The 17,534-nt window shown below is 51.5% G+C and carries 20 protein-coding genes; 9 read left to right on the forward strand and 11 right to left on the reverse strand.

What is annotated here, in order from left to right:
* Nucleotides 1-33: 33 nt before the first annotated feature.
* The 4 genes from B5G10_RS01335 to rpsA form a co-directional block, all read right to left on the reverse strand.
* Nucleotides 34-228 (reverse strand): CDGSH iron-sulfur domain-containing protein, encoded by a 195-nt coding sequence (locus B5G10_RS01335; protein ID WP_087422976.1) that lies wholly within the window; start codon nt 226-228, stop codon nt 34-36.
* Nucleotides 229-368: 140 nt separating this feature from the next.
* Complete coding sequence (locus B5G10_RS01340) at nt 369-569, reverse strand: winged helix-turn-helix domain-containing protein (protein ID WP_087422977.1); 201 nt, start codon at nt 567-569, stop codon at nt 369-371.
* Nucleotides 570-746: 177 nt separating this feature from the next.
* A complete protein-coding gene (locus B5G10_RS01345; protein WP_087423158.1) occupies nt 747-1,667 on the reverse strand; it encodes a ribonuclease Z in 921 nt (306 codons plus the stop codon).
* 142 nt (nt 1,668-1,809) lie between these two features.
* Nucleotides 1,810-3,603, reverse strand: a complete 1,794-nt coding sequence (gene rpsA, locus B5G10_RS01350) for a 30S ribosomal protein S1 (RefSeq protein WP_087422978.1) — start codon at nt 3,601-3,603, stop codon at nt 1,810-1,812.
* A gap of 223 nt (nt 3,604-3,826) precedes the next feature.
* Here rpsA and B5G10_RS01355 point away from each other — a divergent pair, with 223 nt between their 5' ends.
* On the forward strand, nt 3,827-4,807 hold the full coding sequence (locus B5G10_RS01355) for an acyltransferase family protein (protein WP_087422979.1): 981 nt from the start codon (nt 3,827-3,829) through the stop codon (nt 4,805-4,807).
* Nucleotides 4,808-4,812: 5 nt separating this feature from the next.
* Here B5G10_RS01355 and B5G10_RS01360 read toward each other — a convergent pair whose 3' ends face one another.
* Together B5G10_RS01360 and B5G10_RS01365 are read right to left on the reverse strand one after the other, a co-directional pair.
* Complete coding sequence (locus B5G10_RS01360; RefSeq protein WP_087422980.1) at nt 4,813-5,262, reverse strand: nucleoside deaminase; 450 nt, start codon at nt 5,260-5,262, stop codon at nt 4,813-4,815.
* A 93-nt stretch (nt 5,263-5,355) separates the two neighbouring features.
* Nucleotides 5,356-6,060: an SIMPL domain-containing protein gene (locus tag B5G10_RS01365; RefSeq protein WP_087422981.1), complete on the reverse strand. Its 705-nt coding sequence runs from the start codon at nt 6,058-6,060 to the stop codon at nt 5,356-5,358.
* Between the two features lie 247 nt (nt 6,061-6,307).
* Between B5G10_RS01365 and B5G10_RS01370 the strand changes: the two genes are divergently transcribed.
* Together B5G10_RS01370 and B5G10_RS01375 are read left to right on the forward strand one after the other, a co-directional pair.
* The gene (locus B5G10_RS01370) at nt 6,308-6,676 is read left to right on the forward strand and encodes a YraN family protein (protein WP_087422982.1); all 369 of its coding nucleotides are present in this window, start codon (nt 6,308-6,310) and stop codon (nt 6,674-6,676) included.
* Between the two features lie 45 nt (nt 6,677-6,721).
* On the forward strand, nt 6,722-7,471 hold the full coding sequence (locus B5G10_RS01375) for a biotin--[acetyl-CoA-carboxylase] ligase (RefSeq protein WP_087422983.1): 750 nt from the start codon (nt 6,722-6,724) through the stop codon (nt 7,469-7,471).
* Here the strand turns inward: B5G10_RS01375 and B5G10_RS01380 are convergent.
* Nucleotides 7,457-8,347 (reverse strand): hypothetical protein, encoded by an 891-nt coding sequence (locus B5G10_RS01380; protein WP_143241022.1) that lies wholly within the window; start codon nt 8,345-8,347, stop codon nt 7,457-7,459. The genes B5G10_RS01375 and B5G10_RS01380 overlap by 15 nt on opposite strands.
* Nucleotides 8,348-8,536: 189 nt before the next feature.
* Here B5G10_RS01380 and pyrH point away from each other — a divergent pair, with 189 nt between their 5' ends.
* The 4 genes from pyrH to B5G10_RS01400 all read left to right on the forward strand — a co-directional run bounded on the left by pyrH (nt 8,537) and on the right by B5G10_RS01400 (nt 11,648).
* Nucleotides 8,537-9,247 carry a UMP kinase gene (gene pyrH / locus B5G10_RS01385; RefSeq protein ID WP_087422985.1) on the forward strand — a complete coding sequence of 237 codons (711 nt, stop codon included), beginning with the start codon at nt 8,537-8,539 and terminating at the stop codon, nt 9,245-9,247.
* A gap of 79 nt (nt 9,248-9,326) precedes the next feature.
* On the forward strand, nt 9,327-9,887 hold the full coding sequence (gene frr, locus B5G10_RS01390) for a ribosome recycling factor (protein WP_087422986.1): 561 nt from the start codon (nt 9,327-9,329) through the stop codon (nt 9,885-9,887).
* Nucleotides 9,888-9,998: 111 nt separating this feature from the next.
* Complete coding sequence (gene rsgA / locus B5G10_RS01395; RefSeq protein WP_087422987.1) at nt 9,999-10,931, forward strand: ribosome small subunit-dependent GTPase A; 933 nt, start codon at nt 9,999-10,001, stop codon at nt 10,929-10,931.
* Nucleotides 10,932-10,973: 42 nt separating this feature from the next.
* Entirely contained in the window at nt 10,974-11,648 is a 675-nt protein-coding gene (locus B5G10_RS01400) for a C40 family peptidase (protein ID WP_087422988.1), read from the forward strand.
* Here B5G10_RS01400 and B5G10_RS01405 read toward each other — a convergent pair whose 3' ends face one another.
* Genes B5G10_RS01405 through B5G10_RS01420 form a run of 4 tightly spaced genes read right to left on the reverse strand, consistent with a single transcriptional unit; the run spans nt 11,649 to nt 15,690 of the window.
* On the reverse strand, nt 11,649-13,163 hold the full coding sequence (locus B5G10_RS01405) for a lytic transglycosylase domain-containing protein (RefSeq protein WP_241147697.1): 1,515 nt from the start codon (nt 13,161-13,163) through the stop codon (nt 11,649-11,651).
* Between the two features lie 10 nt (nt 13,164-13,173).
* Nucleotides 13,174-14,025, reverse strand: a complete 852-nt coding sequence (locus tag B5G10_RS01410) for a DUF5683 domain-containing protein (RefSeq protein WP_143241023.1) — start codon at nt 14,023-14,025, stop codon at nt 13,174-13,176.
* Between the two features lie 5 nt (nt 14,026-14,030).
* On the reverse strand, nt 14,031-14,909 hold the full coding sequence (locus B5G10_RS01415; RefSeq protein WP_087422991.1) for a ParB/RepB/Spo0J family partition protein: 879 nt from the start codon (nt 14,907-14,909) through the stop codon (nt 14,031-14,033).
* 16 nt (nt 14,910-14,925) lie between these two features.
* Nucleotides 14,926-15,690, reverse strand: coding sequence for an AAA family ATPase (locus B5G10_RS01420; protein ID WP_087422992.1), 765 nt, complete (start codon nt 15,688-15,690; stop codon nt 14,926-14,928).
* Nucleotides 15,691-15,972: 282 nt separating this feature from the next.
* On the opposite strand from B5G10_RS01420, the gene surE reads away from it, so the two are divergent.
* Nucleotides 15,973-16,758: a 5'/3'-nucleotidase SurE gene (surE, locus tag B5G10_RS01425; RefSeq protein WP_087422993.1), complete on the forward strand. Its 786-nt coding sequence runs from the start codon at nt 15,973-15,975 to the stop codon at nt 16,756-16,758.
* Between the two features lie 246 nt (nt 16,759-17,004).
* Nucleotides 17,005-17,490 carry an ArgR family transcriptional regulator gene (locus B5G10_RS01430; protein ID WP_087422994.1) on the forward strand — a complete coding sequence of 162 codons (486 nt, stop codon included), beginning with the start codon at nt 17,005-17,007 and terminating at the stop codon, nt 17,488-17,490.
* The last annotated feature ends 44 nt before the right edge of the window (nt 17,491-17,534 follow it).

The following is a 17,534-nucleotide window of genomic DNA, read 5'->3' on the forward strand; positions in this document are numbered from 1 at the left end:
GTAGGCCTGTTTCGACTGCCCGGATGGCAATCGTTATTTCTTGGCATGGGACCCATCGCAAAAAGGCTGATTGGCCGATTTGCCACAACGGCACATAAATGCCCGTTGTTTAATCACCATGCTCCCGTCGGAAAACATAATGCGCACATGCCCGCCGATACGCAGCGGGCCACACTCGATTACTTTCACGACAACCTCGGGTTTTACGGGTACGATGGCTTCTTTCATAGCTGTTTGGTTTTAATGTCTTGCTTACTAAACAGCCGATGCCCCTCTTTTGTTTATCGCCCCGCTACCCTACAACACAATCGGGGGCGCGAAAGTTATTTTCGCGCCCCCGATTTATAAACTGCCGTATTACGTCTCAATTAGAGCAATACTACTTCTACGTCTGCTTCTGTTTCACAGATGCTCACTTTACCTTCGCGAGCCAACCAGCCAAGGGCAGCATAGATCTCTTTTTCTTTCAGCTTAGTCGCTTTCTTCAGACCTTTTACAGTCAGTTTACCCGACTCATGCAAAGCATTCCAAACCTGGCCTGCCCATGTTCCAATAACTTCTACATTCATTCTTTTTTACGTTTAAATGAAACAACTTGAAAACACATTGTTTTTTAAATCGATGCAAAGGTAATACATTTTTTCTTTATTTTTAATAAACAATGTATTTTTTACGTTCTTCCTGCATTTTTATCAAGAAAATCGATATTGAAACAACGTTTTGAGTAGCAATTTTGTTTATGCAGCTCATCGACCTAAAACGATTTTCATCCCTTCATGTGCCAGCATACAGGGGGTAAATTCCTGGCTGGCCTCGTCGCAAAGGGGTTGCTCGTCGTCATAGCGAGCCGAGAAATGCCCCAGCAACAACTGTTTAACCGCGGCTTTTCGAGCCATACGGGCAGCCTGGCGAGCCGTCGAGTGGCAAGTAAGCCGAGCCAACTCCTCGGCATCGTCGCCAAAGGTAGCTTCGTGATAGAGACAATCGACCCCACGAATGAGAGGAATAAGCGCCTCGTTATAGGCGGTATCGGAACAGTAGGCATATCGCAAGGGCTCATCGGCCGGTGTGGTCAACCGGGCATTGGGCACGATTTGCCCGTCGGGGGTCGTATAGTCGGCCCCGGCCTTGATCTCGGCCCGACGGTAGATGGGAATATCGTAAAACTTCACCATATCGCCCCGCAAATGAAGTTGCCCCGGTTTTTCCTCAAAGAGAAACCCCGAGCAGGGTACCCGGTGAATCAACGGCAGAGAGGTTACCCGGATGGAACGATCTTCATAGATAACCTCCGAACGGTTGGGAACAACCGGCTCAAACCGCACTGCAAAGGGCAACTCCCGGCAGAAGAAATCGAGTTGCGGGCGAAAGACCGCCTCGGCCTGCGGATGAGCGTGGATGACGAGTTCGCCCGTTCGACCCAACAACGACAGGGTCGAAATCATGCCGATAAGTCCGAAACAATGGTCGCCATGCAGGTGACTGAGAAAGATGTGCCCCAGTCGTGTAAACTTCAGGTGCATGCGCCGGAACTGTATTTGTGCCCCCTCGCCACAGTCGATCATAAACAGATTGTCGCGAATGTTGAGTACTTGCGTGCTGGGGTAATGTCGCAGTGTGGGCAAAGCCGAACCGCACCCCAAGATATTGATTTCAAATTTTCCCATAACGATCGATGGTCTATCACATACATCGACAAAGATAATCTTTTTCTCCGAGCCGATACATTCTACCGACGGCCCGAAAACAAGATAGGCCGACAAAATTGCCGGCCTATCGTCCTATAGAATTTGTATGGTTCTACGCAAATTATTTCTTCTCGGCTTCGAGTTTCTCTTTGAGAGCAGCCAGAGCATCGATATCACCCAGAGTAGTTTTCTCTACTTGCGGAGTTACGATAGCGTCTTCCGATTTAGCAGCTTTCTTGGCAGCTTTCTTGGCAGCAGACTCTTTCTTGGCTTCGGCCTTAGCCTCATCTTCGAAGATACGGCTGTGCGAGAGGATGATACGTTTGGCGTCTTTGTTGAATTCGATTACCTTGAAGGGAAGTTTCTCCTCGAGCTGAGCTTGAGTTCCGTCTTGTTTTACCAGGTGTTTGGGAGTAGCAAAGCCTTCTACACCGTAGGGCAAAGCGATAACGGCACCCTTGTCGAGCATCTCGACGATTGTACCCTCGTGAATCGAGTCAACGGTAAAGATGTTCTCGAATACATCCCAAGGATTCTCCTCGAGTTGTTTGTGACCGAGGCTGAGACGACGGTTCTCTTTGTCGATTTCGAGTACTTGAACTTCGATATCGGCACCGATCTGAGTGAACTCCGACGGGTGTTTGATCTTCTTCGTCCAAGAGAGATCCGAGATGTGAATCAAGCCATCTACGCCCTCTTCGAGTTCAACAAATACACCGAAGTTGGTGAAGTTGCGAACTTTGGCGTGGTGACGCGAACCCACAGCATATTTCTCCTCGATATTTTCCCAGGGATCGGGTTTGAGTTGTTTGATACCCAGCGACATCTTGCGCTCTTCGCGGTCGAGAGTAAGGATTACGGCTTCTACCTCGTCGCCTACTTTCATGAAGTCTTGAGCGCTGCGCAGGTGTTGCGACCACGACATTTCCGAAACGTGGATAAGACCCTCTACGCCCGGAGCGATTTCGATGAATGCACCGTAATCGGCCATGACAACTACTTTGCCTTTTACTTTGTCGCCTACCTTCAGGTTGGGATCGAGAGCATCCCAAGGATGGGGTTGCAGTTGTTTCAAGCCCAGAGCGATACGTTTCTTCTCGTCGTCGAAGTCGAGGATAACCACATTGAGCTTCTGGTCGAGCGAAACCACCTCTTCGGGGTGAGAAACGCGGCCCCAAGAGAGGTCGGTGATGTGAATAAGACCATCTACGCCGCCCAGGTCGATGAATACACCGTAAGAGGTAATGTTCTTGACAGTACCCTCGAGTACCTGACCTTTTTCGAGTTTGGCGATGATCTCTTTCTTTTGTTGTTCGAGCTCGGCTTCGATGAGAGCCTTGTGCGAAACAACCACGTTCTTGAACTCTTGATTGATTTTAACAACTTTGAATTCCATCGTTTTGCCCACGAATACATCGTAGTCGCGGATGGGTTTCACGTCGATTTGAGAACCGGGCAAGAATGCCTCGATACCAAATACATCGACAATCATACCGCCTTTCGTACGGCATTTGATATAACCCTTGATGATTTCATCGTTTTCGAGAGCCGAGTTGATGCGATCCCAAGAACGGGTAGCACGGGCTTTCTTGTGCGACAAAACCAGTTGTCCTTTCTTGTCTTCTTGATTTTCGATATAAACCTCTACTTTATCGCCCACTTTCAAGTCGGGATTGTAGCGGAATTCGCTCATCGGGATGATACCATCCGATTTGTAACCGATGTTTACGACTACCTCGCGTTTGTTCAAGGCGATAACCGTTCCCTCGATTACCTCTTTGTCTTTAACCGTGTTGAGAGATTGGTCATAGGTTTTTACCAACTCGTCGTGGCTTTTGTCGCCATACACTTCGCCTTTTTCATAGGCATCCCAGTCGAAATTTTCTACCGGGCCATTTTTCAGTTCTTCACTCATGTTTATTAAATAATTGATTTTTTGATTACTAAGTTAGACATTATATGGTCTGTTAAAATCGGTGCGAAGATACGAAATCTTTTTTTCTCTGCAAACTATTTCCAAAATAATAACTTACAATCGTTCACGACCATACCACACGGCGACCTGCGAAAACCCGAGGTCATGCAATAAACGGCGCTGTTTTTTGTTTTTTAAAAGGATAGTTATCATTTCTACCTGCATGAAACAGAAAATTACCTGGTTGCAAATACTCCAAGGGTGGAGTATGCTGTTGGTCGTTATCGGCCACATCACGCTCACCGGCACGTTCAAGAATCCCGAGACTCCGGTAAGTTCGGCTATCGAGACTATTATCTATAGTTTCCACATGCCGCTGTTCATGTTCATATCGGGGTTTCTTTTTTACCTGACCAAAATCAGCCGCGACAAGGCCTATCCCGAAGTGGCGGTCGATAAACTCAAACGGCTGGGCACACCGTTTCTCTTCTTTACCCTCTTTACCTTTATTGTCAAAATCATATTTGCCCCCTTCATGAAACGCCCCGTGGAACTGTCTCTATCGCAATTTATCGACAGTTTCCTCTATCCGGGCAGCAACCCTCTGAGCGAGATGTGGTTTGTCGCCACCCTCTTTCTCATCATGCTCACCTACCCGTTGCTCAAGTTCATGGTTGCCACCCGACTCAGAAGTGGTCTGCTTCTGCTGGGATGCCTGGTGCTGAACCTCTTCTTCCCGACCGATATCGAGCTGCTATGCCTCTCGAGTGTAGCCTACATGCTTCTGTTCTTTTGTTTGGGTATTTTGTTTTGTCAACATCGGATACAACGGTATCTCGCTACGCCCTGGGCTCTCCTGGTACTGACTCTCCTTTTTGTCGGGCTGACCCTCGCGCCCGGTTGCCCCAAGCTCCTGCTGAACCTCTCGGGCATAGCCTTCTCGGTAGCTCTGGCTCTTAATCTCGAACCCGTCGTTCCCCGCCTCTTCTCTTCATTCCGAGACTACACCTTCCAGATATTTCTGCTGGGTATCTTCCCGCAAATAGCGGTGAGAATATTGTATGGTTACATTCCCCACACCGAATTTTCCTACTGGGGGCTCTATCTGGCAAGTATTCTACTGGGAGTCTATCTGCCGGTTCTCGTTGCCAAAGTGATCGAGAAAAGCCGCAGTGCGCTCATCCGCCGCTGCTTTGGATTGTAAACAGGCTATCGTCTCCGGGCAAAGAAATCTTTCATCAAGGCCACACACTCGCCGGCCAAGATGCCCTGTTCGACCTGAGTCTTGGGGTGCAGAGCATCGGGGGCAAACCGTCTGTACCCCCGCTTGTCGTCACCGGCTCCGAAAACGAGCCGGGAGAGTTGGGCCCACCCGATGGCTCCGGCACACATCACACAGGGTTCGAGCGTGACATAGAGCGTACAATCGGTCAGGTATTTACCCCCCAGGGTAGCCGCAGCCGAGGTAATGGCCTGCATCTCGGCATGCGCCGTCACATCGCCCAGGCGCTCGGTGAGGTTATGGGCTCGGGCCACCACCCGGTCTTTACACACCACAATGGCTCCCACCGGTATCTCGCCGGCATCAAAAGCGGCCCGGGCCTCCTGCAAGGCCATCCGCATGTATCGCTCGTCTTTCTCTCTTTCCTTGTCGTTCATGGGTTGTTCGATTATAGCTAAAAAAGCGGAGAATACTCCCTTCCCGATTGACCGGGGCAAGTACTCTCCGCGAGGGTATTCAAGAGGTTTTGTTCAATCTTTCAAATAGAAGACTACCGAGGTCACCACACGCACATGTTTTAAATAAGGTGTATTGGCATCACGATCTTCGATTGAGAACTGTCCTTGATAGGCCGAAGAGATTTTACCCAGCTTGCTGTCTGAATCCTTGGCAAACTTCTCGGCAGCGACCCGGGCATTTTGGGTAGCCTCGGCAATCATCTCGGGCTTCAGCTCGTTCAACTTCGTAAAGAGGAACTGGGTGTTGTACTGGTAGTCGCCCGACACGATGGCCACCCCTTTCTCGAGCAGAGAGGCCTGTTTCACGATAAGTTCGCGCACCTTATCGACCTGATTGGACGAAACCGTGATAACCGAGGTAACGTTGTACCGATACGGATTATTGAGATTGCTGTACCGGTCGGCCTGCATATCGACGATGCTGGGGGGAGCCACCGAAATTTCGCTTTCGGGAATTCCGTTCGACTTCAAGAAATCGATTACAATCTGGTTTTTGGTATTTACCGCACGGTATATCGAAACCAAATCGTTGCCCAGCTCTTTATACACCAGAGGCCAAATGACTTTATCGGCCGGGACTTCACGCTCCGACAAGCCTTTTACCGAAACCGTGCGCACAGCCTCTTTCGACTTGACGATACCACTCTCGATTCGCTGGCCCAACAAAAACAGGCCCAAGGCTACAATGATAGCCGGTACAATCCATTGGTTTTTCATAACTCTTCTATTATAAATAGGTATTACATACTCCTGTACAAATATAGTAAAAGGTAAGTGCCAAAGCAAATGAAAACAAAGTTTTGCCGAGTCGTATCCTACACGATTCGGTCTATCCAAAGCTTCGTTCTCCTTGAATAAATAACGATAGCAGACGTTCTTCCCCCTACTCCTACTGGAGTTATTTTTCGTCGAGTTTCATATTTCAACCGAATCTTTGTATATTCGCTTCACCAATCTCAGGCCTATGGCACGACACAACCAGTTAGGAAAAACCGGCGAAGAGCGGGCGGCCGAGTACCTCATTTCAAAAGGGTATATCATCCGCGACATCAACTGGCGCAGCGGAAAGATGGAGCTCGACCTTGTAGCCTACCGCGACTCAACCCTCGTGGTGGTCGAGGTCAAGACCCGCAGCAGCCACGAGTTTCTGCGCCCCGAGGAGGCGGTCAATCTGCGCAAGATCAAGAATATCGTGCGGGCTACCGACGCCTATATACGGTTGTTCAACATCCCGTTTGAGGTACGGTTCGACATCGTTACTCTCGTAGGCGACAACGACCGTTTCGAAATCGAGCACATCGAAGATGCATTCCTCGCCCCGCTAAATGGTTGAAGCTCGGGCTTGTGACCGTGTACAAACTTTATTATCATGCCAATTATGGAGAACAAAGAGATAATCTTCATCAAAGACCGCCTGCCCGAAACGGGCTCGACCAATACCTATCTGCAAGAACTGGACAACGAACGGCACCTGCCCGAAGGCTACCTGGTCTATACCGATACCCAGCGGGCCGGTCGGGGTCAGCGGGGCAACTCGTGGGAATCGGAACCGGGGAAAAACCTCACCTTCAGCCTTTTGCTCAGGCCCGAACATATCTCGGCCAATCAACAGTTTCTGCTCTCACAGGCCGTATCGCTGGCCATGACCGATGTACTTAACCAGTATGCCCCGGGATTTTCGATCAAGTGGCCCAACGACATCTATTGGGAGGACAAGAAGATTGCCGGCATCCTCATCGAGAATGTATTGAGCGGCAGCACGTTTGCCCGTTCAATAGTGGGTATAGGACTGAATATCAACCAGGAGAAATTTATCAGCGACGCTCCCAACCCCGTGTCGCTCACCCAAATTACAGGACACACCTACGACATCGATAGGCTGCTCGACCAGTTTATCGATGCCTTCAGGCGTCGTTACCTGCAGACATTTACCAACTCGTCCCAGTCGCTGCGCGAGGAGTACCTAAGCACCCTCTACCGCAACGACGGCAGATATCCCTACGATAGCGCAAGCGAAAAATTCTATGCTTCGATTGTTGGCGTGGAGCCCGACGGTCACCTGATTCTCATGACCGATGCGGGCGAAGAGCGGCGTTTTGCCTTCAAAGAGGTTTCATTCCTGCTTTAACCGCCGGAGCAAGGGGGATACAATACCACTACTCTGGGGCAACGCATCGGTAAGTTGCGATAACCGGTCGAGCTGTTCGGTCAAATAGCGATTACTTTTAATGCTGGCTGCGACCGTAAAATAGTGACGGGCACAGGCAATGTCGGTATCGAGCACCTCGCGTTTCTCGGTACGGAAGGAGGGTCCTTGCATCGACAATGTCCCATCCATCGAATCGAGATAACGCTCGTCAATCGAGTCGAGACGTTCCTGCCCTTTGACCGCATAGTAACTTCCCAGGAAAATATTGGCATCGAAGTCGAGTGAATCGAGTTGCAGAATCGACTTCTGCACCTCGACAGCCGCCTCATTATCGCCAGCCAGCAACAAGGCATTGGCCTTGGATTTGAGATAGTTTATCTGCCGAGGCATCACCGCCAGCAATTCGTCGGCAATCGAGAGAGTGCGGGCAGCATCGCGCCTGAACTCGTAATAGCCCAACAGATAATTGTTGGCCACACGGGTAAACCACGGCTGCTCGCTCTTGACCAGCAACAGCACCTGTTCATAGAGTCCCGTATGACCGATGGAACGGGAGAGAAAATCGACTCCCGTAAAAAGCGAGTCGAGCGAAAGGCCCTGCATTTCGGACCGCACCACATACTGCATGATAGCCGTCGAATCGTTGAGCATGGCCGAGGCAACCACGGCATCGACATAGGTCTTCATGCGGGTAGGCCGGCGCTCGAGCAGGGTATCATACAAGGCAAGCGCGTCGCGCCACTCCTCGTTGACAAAATGGTCGTTGGCCTTTCGCAACGCAGTACGGTACGGCATCTCGCCAAACACGGGGAAAAGAATCGCGCAAAGCAGAATGATTCCTATTACTCGCCTCATATACATAAGCTTAATCGAACAAATTACCGATGGACAAAGATAATCATTCACCCTTGGAATATAACCACTGAAGAGGATAAAAAAACAAAACATCTACCCCTCAATCAGATTTTGACAACTAAAATTCAGAGAATAATAAAAATTCACTATTTTTGGAAAACCAAAAATCCAACGAACAACCGAGTGATTATGAGTAATCAATACAAAAGAATTCTACTGAAACTGAGCGGCGAGTCGCTCATGGGCGAAAAACAATATGGCATCGACGAGAAGAGAGTCAACGAGTATGCCTCGCAAATCAAGGAGATTGCCGACATGGGCATCGAGATAGGCATCGTTATCGGTGGCGGCAACATCTTCCGCGGACTGAGCGGTACGACCCAGGGAGTCGATCGGGTCAAGGGCGACCAGATGGGCATGCTCGCCACGGTTATCAACAGCCTGGCCCTGAGTTCGACCCTCGAAAAGGTAGGCCAGAAAGCCCGGGTATTCACGGCCATCAACATGTTTCCCATAGGTGAGCATTACAGCAAATGGAAAGCTATCGAGGCCATGCAGAAGGGCGAAATCGCCATCATCTCGTGCGGCACGGGCAACCCCTTCTTCACGACCGACACCGGCTCGGCCCTGCGCGGTATCGAAATCGAAGCCGATGTGATGCTCAAAGGCACCCGCGTCGATGGCATCTACACGGCCGATCCCGAAAAGGACCCCACGGCTGTGAAGTTCGACAAGATAAGCTACGACGAAATCTATACCCGGGGCCTGAAGGTGATGGACCTCACGGCCACTACCCTGTGCAAAGAGAACCACCTGCCCATCATCGTATTCGACATGGACACCGTGGGCAACCTGAAAAAGGTCATGACAGGCGAAAACATAGGGACTCTGGTATATTGACCGGTGCCCTTTGTCATTCTTGAAAAAAAGAGTACATTTGTTGACAAAACTATTAGAAACATTTCAACCCATACTTATTATGAACGACGTAAAATCATATCTCAGCGCAGCCGAAGAAAAAATGACCATGGCTATCGAATTTCTCGACGAAGCTCTGGCCCACATTCGAGCCGGCAAAGCAAACCCGCGGATTCTCGACGGCATACGGGTGGACTACTATGGCAGTCAGGCTCCTCTCTCGAACGTAGCCAATATCTCGGTGCCCGATGCACGCACCATCGTCATCACCCCGTGGGAAAAATCGATGTTCAAAGTGATTGAAAAAGCCATTCTCGACTCCGAGCTGGGTATCACCCCCGAGAACAACGGCGAAATCATACGCCTCTCCATACCCCCGTTGACCGAGGAACGACGCAAAGCCCTCGTGAAACAATCGAAACAGGAGGCCGAGAATGCCAAGGTGAGTGTGCGTAACGCCCGCCGCGACGTCATCGACAGCCTGAAGAAAGCCCAGAAAGAGGGTATGGCTGAAGATGTAGCCAAAGATGGTGAAACCTCGGCCCAGAAACTTCACGACAAGTACATGAAGAAAATCGACGAGATATTTGCCGAAAAAGAGAAAGAGATTCTCACCGTATAATTTCCATCGCCACACAAAAAGGGTGTGCCGGGCGCGAAAACCGCAGGCATACCCTTTTTCGTTTCCATTTCAGAAAACTTTCTGTTACATTTGTCGCTAAAACCAGATTACGTGGAAGGTCTTGTCATCAAAAATACGGGCAGTTGGTACATCGTCGGCACCGCCGAGGGTGAGTCGATACCTTGCAAAATCAAAGGAAATTTCAGATTGAAAGGGATACGCAGCACCAATCCCGTATCGGTGGGCGACCGTGTCGATATCGAAATCAACCCCGACCGTACCGCCTTCATCACACGCATACACGAACGGAAAAACTACATCATACGCCGAGCCTCCAACCTGTCGAAAGAGTCGCACATCATCGCGGCCAACATCGATCTGGCCCTGCTCATCGTCACCGTGACCACCCCGTTGACCTCGACCACCTTCATCGACCGGTTTCTGGCCACGGCCGAGGCCTATCGCATACCGGTGCACATCGTCATCAACAAGTGCGACACCTTCACCCCCGACGACCGCGAATATGCCGAGGCCCTCTGCTACCTCTACCGCTCCATCGGGTATGAGTGCCGCTGCGTGTCGGCCACCACGGGCGAGGGATTCGACTTCATCACCGATGCCCTCAAAGACCGCATTACTCTGCTCTCGGGCAATTCGGGGGTAGGCAAATCGACCATCATCAGCCGCATCCTGCCCGGTGTCGATATCAAAATCGGAGCCGTATCGACGGCTCATCACAAAGGGATGCACACGACCACCTTCTCCGAAATGTATCCGTTGCCTCAAGGAGGATACCTCATCGATACCCCGGGCATCAAGGGTTTCGGGACCATCGACTTCGACCCCGGCGAAGTGGCGCACTTCTTCCCCGAGATATTCCGCATTTCGCAAGATTGCCGTTTCAGCAACTGCACCCACCGGCACGAACCCGGCTGCGCGGTACTGAAGGCACTCGAAAATCACGAAATAAGCGAATCGAGATATGCCAGTTACCTGAGCATCATCGACGACAGTTCCGACGGCAAGTACCGGGAGGCGTATTAGCACAACCGATATCCCCGCCAATCACACACAAACAACGAGATTATGAAAAACCGCATTACCCTGTATCACAAAATAGCCATCGTGCTCCTGGCCACAGCCTGTGCCCTGTCGGCCGGAGCGGCCAAAAAGAAAAGCCGAAAGGCCGATGCGCCCCGCACAACGACCGAGGCAACAACCACGGCTGCCGATTCGCTGCCAATCACGCTGCCTACACCTCAAAGTCTGGTCGATAAACAAATCGACAGCCTCATCGTCTATGCCCGCAAATACACGGGGACGCCTTATCGTCGGGGCGGGAAAGGGCCCAACCGGTTCGACTGCTCAGGGTTCATGCAATACGTCTTCAACCATTTTTCCTATTCGCTCAACGCCAGTTCGGCCTCGCAATACCTGCAAGGCATCTCGGTGCCCGACGAGAAGATACGCCGGGGCGACCTGGTATTTTTCAAGGGAAGGAACAGCCGCAGGGCCACCGTGGGGCATGTGGGGCTCGTGACCGAGGTCTATGCCGACGGACGGTTCAAATTCATACACGCCTCCACCTCCCGGGGGATACGCGAAGACTGGAGCAACGCCCCCTACTACGCCCAACGGTACATGGGTGCACGACGCATCTATTTTGCACAAATCGACCAGCAATCGTTGCTCGATGCCATCATCGACCTCGACGAAGCCGACGATGCGAGCCCCTTCGAGGAAGGACCGGTTACAGAATAATCAGGCAGCCGGAATCTTCAGCCGCTGACCCGGCCGAATGGCATTTCCCCGCAGATTATTTTCACGCCGGATATCCTCGGCCGAAACGCCTTTGTATTTTTGAGAAATAGACCACAGGCTCTCGCCCTTGCGCACGGTGTGATACTTCGATGCGGACGACTTCTTGGTCTGTGTCTTCGACGAAGCCGTCACAGTGCTGTTACTCTTTTTCACAGCCCCTTTCTTACTGACGGCCAACCGCTGTCCCACGCGCAGGTAGGAACTCTTACGCAGATTGTTCCACGCCCGCAGATTGCTCACCGACACACCATACTTGCGGGCAATCTTCGAGAGCGTCTCGCCCTTGCGCACTTTGTGATAGATGGTGGTACCGGGAGCTACACCAGCCGGCTCGACCACCGTGCGTTGTGCATACAACTCGGCATCGTGAGCCAATATCTCGGCCTCGGCTTCGATATAGGCATAGACCTGCTGTGAAGGTAAAATGAGGGTATAGGGCCGTATGTGACCCGGAATGATATCGCGACGATATTGCGGGTTGAGGCTGCGAATCTCGTCGAGCGACAGTTGCAGCACATCGGATATCTGCTTGAAGTGTACCCGATGGGTCACCTGCACCGTGTCGGTGAGGAGCGGACGACGAGTGAGCACGGGGCAGATATTGTGGTCGCTGTAATAGTTCATCACATAATTGACGGCAATAAAGGCAGGCACATATCCCCTCGTCTCACGAGGCAGATAGGGATAGATGGCCCAATAGTCGGTCTTGCCACCCGAGCGGCGAATGGCCTTATTCACATTGCCGGGACCGCAGTTATACGAGGCAATGGCCAGCGCCCAGTCGTGATAGATGCCATAGAGGTCTTTGAGATAACGGGCCGCCATGGCCGACGACTTGATGGGGTCGCGCCGTTCATCGACCAGGCTGTTTATCTCGAGCCCCATGCTTTTGCCGGTTCTTACCATAAACTGCCACAACCCGGCCGCACCGGCTCGCGAAGTGGCGTCGGGACGCAGGGCCGACTCGATGATGGGGAGGTATTTCAATTCGAGCGGAAGCCCCTCACGCTCGAGAGCCTGCTCAAAGATGGGCATATAATAGGTACTCAGTCCCAGCAGATTCTCTACCAGGGCACGGCGTTTCTGCACATACATATCGATATATCGCCGCACCACGCTGTTGTAGGGCATCTCGATAACCGTGGGCAGTTGCGACAGTTTGCGGATATAGACCGAATCTGGATAATCGATGTTCACGCTATTCTCCAGACACGAGTTGTCCACCACGGCATACTGCTGCATATACCAGTTGGTTCGCAGCGTATCCAGGTTGGCCTCCATACTCTCGGGATAGACCACGGCACTGTCGGGCAAAATGATATCTACCGTATCGCTCAGTGTCATCTCGGCCGTATCGGGCCCGACATACTCACCGTCGAACCCCGTCTCCTGGGCGAAGCTACACCACACGAAGCTCAACCCCGTTAAAAATAAACATATCCTCCTCTTCATCATTCATCAATCATTAAAATGTAATTGCACATTGCACTCCCACCGCCGGCAATGCCGATCGCCCGGTGGGGATAACGGCCGGCTGCCATTGCATAGAGATATCGGGGCTCACGTCGAAATGGTACAACTGGGCATCGACATAGGCATCGATCATACACACGGCATACAACCCTATCATGCAGATGATACACAGGTCGCGATACTGCCGGTAGTAGTCCTTGCGCTGTTTCAACACGCTGGTGAGCCAATCCTTATCTATATCCTCCTCTTTATATGCCGAGGAGAAAAAGTCCATATAGCTGTTGGTCGTGGGGTCGCTGTCCATGATATCGAGATAGGCCCGTTGATAGTCGGCCAACATATTGCTGTTCCAGGTCGTCGCATAAAAGAGACCTACATAACCGCCCACGACGATAGGCAGTTTCCAATAACGGCGGTTATAAATCTGCCCGAGCCCCGGGAATAGGGCCGACAGCCACACCGCGCGCATGGGGTCGGGGTTGAACGACGAGGGGCGCCACGACTTGCGGGCAGTCGATTCCAACCGAGTGGAGTCGGCCAACGACAAGTGCCCCATCGAATCGGTAATCATCAGCGGGACAGAATCTTGCAATAGAGCTTCCACACTGTCGCCCGAGGCTACCGAAATCGTATCGGCTACCGCCGACGGGAGAGCAACCTGCACAGAGTCGATGGAAACCGTCTTTGCCCCCTCGGCCTTACGCACCTCGGCAGGAGAGGAATTTCCGGCTCTGACAGAACGTGACAACTCGGGAACCGCGCCCAACGACGACAAGGTCCACACACTCATTATCCACACCAGAACCGAGGCTCTCTTCCAGCCTATGTTAGCCGATTGTCTCAAAACCTTTATTTCAATTTATCGAACAAACCGATAATTCGTTCCAAATCCTCCTCGTTCTTAAACGGGATCGATATTTTTCCTTTTCCTTTCTCGTCGCAGCTAAACTGCACTTTGGCCTGGAAAAAGTCGGAGAGATGGGTCTTGAGCACGTTGTACTCTTGACGCATCATCACTTTCTTCTGCGCCTTCTTGCGAGCGCGTTCGCCTCCGGCCGCGAGGGTCTTGGCCAGCTCCTCGACGTTGCGCACACTCAACCCGTCGGAGAGGATGCGCTCATAGAGCTCGAGTTGCAGAGCCGGATCGGATACCGACAACAGGGCGCGAGCATGACCCATGTCGATACGCTTGTCGCGCAAGCCTATCTGCACCTCGGCAGGGAGTTTCAGCAGACGCAGGTAATTGGCGATAGTCGTCCGTTTCTTACCCACCCGCTCGCTCAGTTTCTCCTGGGTGAGCTGGTAGAGCTCGATCAGTTTCTGGAATGCGAGAGCTATCTCGATCGAGTTCAAATCTTCGCGTTGAATATTCTCGATGAGAGCCATCTCCATGAGGGTCTCGTCCTCGGCCGTGCGCACATAGGCGGGAATGGTTTCGAGCCCGGCCATCTGGGCGGCCCGATAACGACGCTCACCGGCAATGATCTGATAATCGCCATCGGCCAACTGCCTGAGCGATATGGGTTGTATGATACCCAATTCGCGAATCGAGGCAGCCAACTCCTCGAGCGCCTCCTGGTCAAACTCGCGACGGGGCTGGTCGGGGTTGGGCACAATTCGCGACAGCTCTATTTCGTGGATCGAAGAGGTGCCGCTGGTCACGATGTCGTCCATCGAAATCAGCGCGTCCAGTCCTCTACCCAATGCACTTCTCTTAGGTGCTGACATATCTTTATTCTCCTTTTTATCGATTTTTCGTAATCAACTCCTTGGCCAGCTCCATGTGGTTGACACTGCCTCGCGACTCGCAGTCATACAAAAGGGCGGGCAGACCGTGGCTAGGCGCCTCGCTCAACCGGATATTCCGCTGAATAACCGTGTTGAATACCAGGCTGCCGAAGTGACCTTTCAACTCTTCATAGATTTGGTTGGCCAGTCTCAAGCGCGAGTCGTACATCGTGAGCAGGAAACCTTCGATTTCGAGCTTCGGATTCAACTTTGACTTGATGATCTTGATCGTGTTCAACAACTTGCTGATTCCCTCCAGGGCAAAATACTCGGCCTGTACGGGGATAATAACAGAATCGGCCGCGGTGAGGGCATTGACCGTAATCAATCCCAACGAGGGTGAGCAGTCGATCAATATGTAGTCATAGTCGTCGCGCACCTGGCTCAAGGCTTGTGCCAACACCCGTTCGCGGGTTCTCATATTCATCAGTTCCAGCTCGGCACCCACCAAGTCGATATGCGAAGCTACCAGGTTGAGGCCATCGACACAGGTACCCACCACCGAGTCTTGAATCGACGATTGTCCTACCAGACATTCGTAGATCGACGACTTCACCTGTTGCGGGTCTATACCCAACCCCGACGAGGCGTTGGCCTGCGGGTCGGCATCGATGAGCAAAACCTTCTTTTCCAAAACAGCCAGAGAGGTAGCCAAATTGATGGAAGTCGTTGTTTTACCAACTCCCCCTTTTTGATTTGCAATAGCGATAATTTTACCCATACTGTTATTTTTTCTCTTCACAAAGGAATATTTTTTAATTCACATTCCCCTCTCTTGCGGGGACGAAAATAGTCCAATTGTTGATAAGTGCCCCCTTTTGTTGATAAACACAAGAGCCACTTTGCTGTTTTTCTGCGTAAAGATACACTTTTTTTCAGAATGTTCTACCAGAACAGCCCGGCTCTTTTATCTATTTTAGGACTCCATATTATCCGTTAAAATATAAAAGATTAAGGCTTTTATTCATTACTTTTGCATGAACTAAACAGGTTTTTGCATTTTATGAAAAAAATAATTCATTCCCACAGACCGCTTATCCTCATCACCAACGACGATGGCATCCAGGCCAAGGGCCTGCAGCAGGTTGCCGAATTTCTGAGACCGTTGGGCGATATCGTGGTCGTAGCTCCCGACGGCCCCCGCTCGGGACAAAGTTCGGCCATCACGGTCACCACACCCCTGCGCATAAAGGTTATCGACGAGCAGGAGGGGTTCTACCTGATTCGCACCAACGGCACACCGGTCGATTGTATCAAACTGTCGATGAACATCCTGCTCGACCGTCACCCCGACCTCATCGTGTCGGGTATCAACCACGGCTCCAACTCGGGGGTGAGCGTCATCTATTCGGGCACCATGGGTGCCGTTTTCGAGGGGGCTCTGCAACATATCCCCTCCATTGGATTCTCACTCTGCAACCACAAGGCCGATGCCGACTTCTCACACTATCACGAACTCGTCACCGGCATTTGCCAGAAAGCTCTGGCCGCCACCAACTGGCCGCAAGGTATCGGGCTCAACATCAACATACCCAACACGCCTCAACTCAAGGGCATCAAACTATGCCGGGCGGCCCAAGGCTACTGGACCGAAGAGTATGACTGCCGGGTAGATCCTCACGGACAGGAGTATTTCTGGCTCACAGGCAAGTTTGTCAACAACGAACCGCAGGCTACCGACACCGACGAGTATTGGCTCGACCGGGGATATGCTACCATCGTTCCCTGCACGACCGACGACTCGGCCACAGGTGTTACTCCCGAATTTGCTTCGATACTGGGCCTATAGACAATACAAATCACACACGTTCATCCCTATCGGGCGGGTGTACCCAATACCGAGGTGCACCCGCTTCAAGTTTATCATCCGTAACAACCGATGACACTGCCCGACGGGGCTCTTATTCCTGCATACACATGCATCAATAGTTTAAATTTTCAGGTTATACTGTAAAAAATATACAAATATCGTTCGAATATACCAAATTATAGTTATATTTGCCGCATAATTATTCAACCCATAAAATTCTATTATATGAAAAATAAAGCTGCTCGCCTACAAGCCATCCGAGAAATCATCATCCACTCGAGGGTAAAAAGCCAGGACGAAATCTTGAGCCGCCTTCACGAATCGGGATTCGACCTGACTCAAGCCACCCTCTCCCGCGACTTGAAACAACTGCGCATTGCCAAAGTACCCGGCAGCGACGGGTCCTATGTCTATATCATGCCCGAGATCGGGAGCGTAGGCAAACTCATGCAGGAGAAACTGGCCGAAAATCCCGAACGACAAATCTCCGGGAGCTTCATCTCAATCAACTTTTCGGGCAACCTGGCCGTCATCAAGACCCGCCCGGGATACGCCGGCAGCCTGGCCTACGACATCGACAGCAACACCCCGCCCGAGGTCCTCGGCACAATTGCCGGTGACGATACGGTGCTGGTGATTCTCAATGAGAACATCAACCACCAGCAGGCCATGCTGGCGCTCTCGCCCTTCATGCCCGACCTGCACAAGTAAACTCACTATCCCCCCCGACGTCAAAATCCTCTTTTAAGGAGAAG

The organism is Barnesiella sp. An55 (genome assembly GCF_002161555.1).
Classification (GTDB): Bacteria; Bacteroidota; Bacteroidia; order Bacteroidales; family Barnesiellaceae; genus Barnesiella; species Barnesiella merdipullorum.

What these genes read in the sequence shown, in the direction of transcription:
- B5G10_RS01415 (WP_087422991.1), bottom strand. Translation starts at nt 14,909, where the DNA reads ATGTCAGCACCTAAGAGAAGTGCATTGGGTAGAGGACTGGACGCGCTG.
- rpsA (WP_087422978.1), bottom strand. Translation starts at nt 3,603, where the DNA reads ATGAGTGAAGAACTGAAAAATGGCCCGGTAGAAAATTTCGACTGGGAT.
- pyrH (WP_087422985.1), top strand. Translation starts at nt 8,537, where the DNA reads ATGAGTAATCAATACAAAAGAATTCTACTGAAACTGAGCGGCGAGTCG.
- frr (WP_087422986.1), top strand. Translation starts at nt 9,327, where the DNA reads ATGAACGACGTAAAATCATATCTCAGCGCAGCCGAAGAAAAAATGACC.
- B5G10_RS01340 (WP_087422977.1), bottom strand. Translation starts at nt 569, where the DNA reads ATGAATGTAGAAGTTATTGGAACATGGGCAGGCCAGGTTTGGAATGCT.
- surE (WP_087422993.1), top strand. Translation starts at nt 15,973, where the DNA reads ATGAAAAAAATAATTCATTCCCACAGACCGCTTATCCTCATCACCAAC.
- B5G10_RS01375 (WP_087422983.1), top strand. Translation starts at nt 6,722, where the DNA reads ATGGAGAACAAAGAGATAATCTTCATCAAAGACCGCCTGCCCGAAACG.
- B5G10_RS01360 (WP_087422980.1), bottom strand. Translation starts at nt 5,262, where the DNA reads ATGAACGACAAGGAAAGAGAGAAAGACGAGCGATACATGCGGATGGCC.
- B5G10_RS01405 (WP_241147697.1), bottom strand. Translation starts at nt 13,163, where the DNA reads ATGATGAAGAGGAGGATATGTTTATTTTTAACGGGGTTGAGCTTCGTG.
- B5G10_RS01420 (WP_087422992.1), bottom strand. Translation starts at nt 15,690, where the DNA reads ATGGGTAAAATTATCGCTATTGCAAATCAAAAAGGGGGAGTTGGTAAA.
- B5G10_RS01345 (WP_087423158.1), bottom strand. Translation starts at nt 1,667, where the DNA reads ATGGGAAAATTTGAAATCAATATCTTGGGGTGCGGTTCGGCTTTGCCC.
- B5G10_RS01430 (WP_087422994.1), top strand. Translation starts at nt 17,005, where the DNA reads ATGAAAAATAAAGCTGCTCGCCTACAAGCCATCCGAGAAATCATCATC.
- B5G10_RS01380 (WP_143241022.1), bottom strand. Translation starts at nt 8,347, where the DNA reads ATGAGGCGAGTAATAGGAATCATTCTGCTTTGCGCGATTCTTTTCCCC.
- B5G10_RS01370 (WP_087422982.1), top strand. Translation starts at nt 6,308, where the DNA reads ATGGCACGACACAACCAGTTAGGAAAAACCGGCGAAGAGCGGGCGGCC.
- B5G10_RS01400 (WP_087422988.1), top strand. Translation starts at nt 10,974, where the DNA reads ATGAAAAACCGCATTACCCTGTATCACAAAATAGCCATCGTGCTCCTG.
- B5G10_RS01365 (WP_087422981.1), bottom strand. Translation starts at nt 6,060, where the DNA reads ATGAAAAACCAATGGATTGTACCGGCTATCATTGTAGCCTTGGGCCTG.
- B5G10_RS01335 (WP_087422976.1), bottom strand. Translation starts at nt 228, where the DNA reads ATGAAAGAAGCCATCGTACCCGTAAAACCCGAGGTTGTCGTGAAAGTA.
- B5G10_RS01355 (WP_087422979.1), top strand. Translation starts at nt 3,827, where the DNA reads ATGAAACAGAAAATTACCTGGTTGCAAATACTCCAAGGGTGGAGTATG.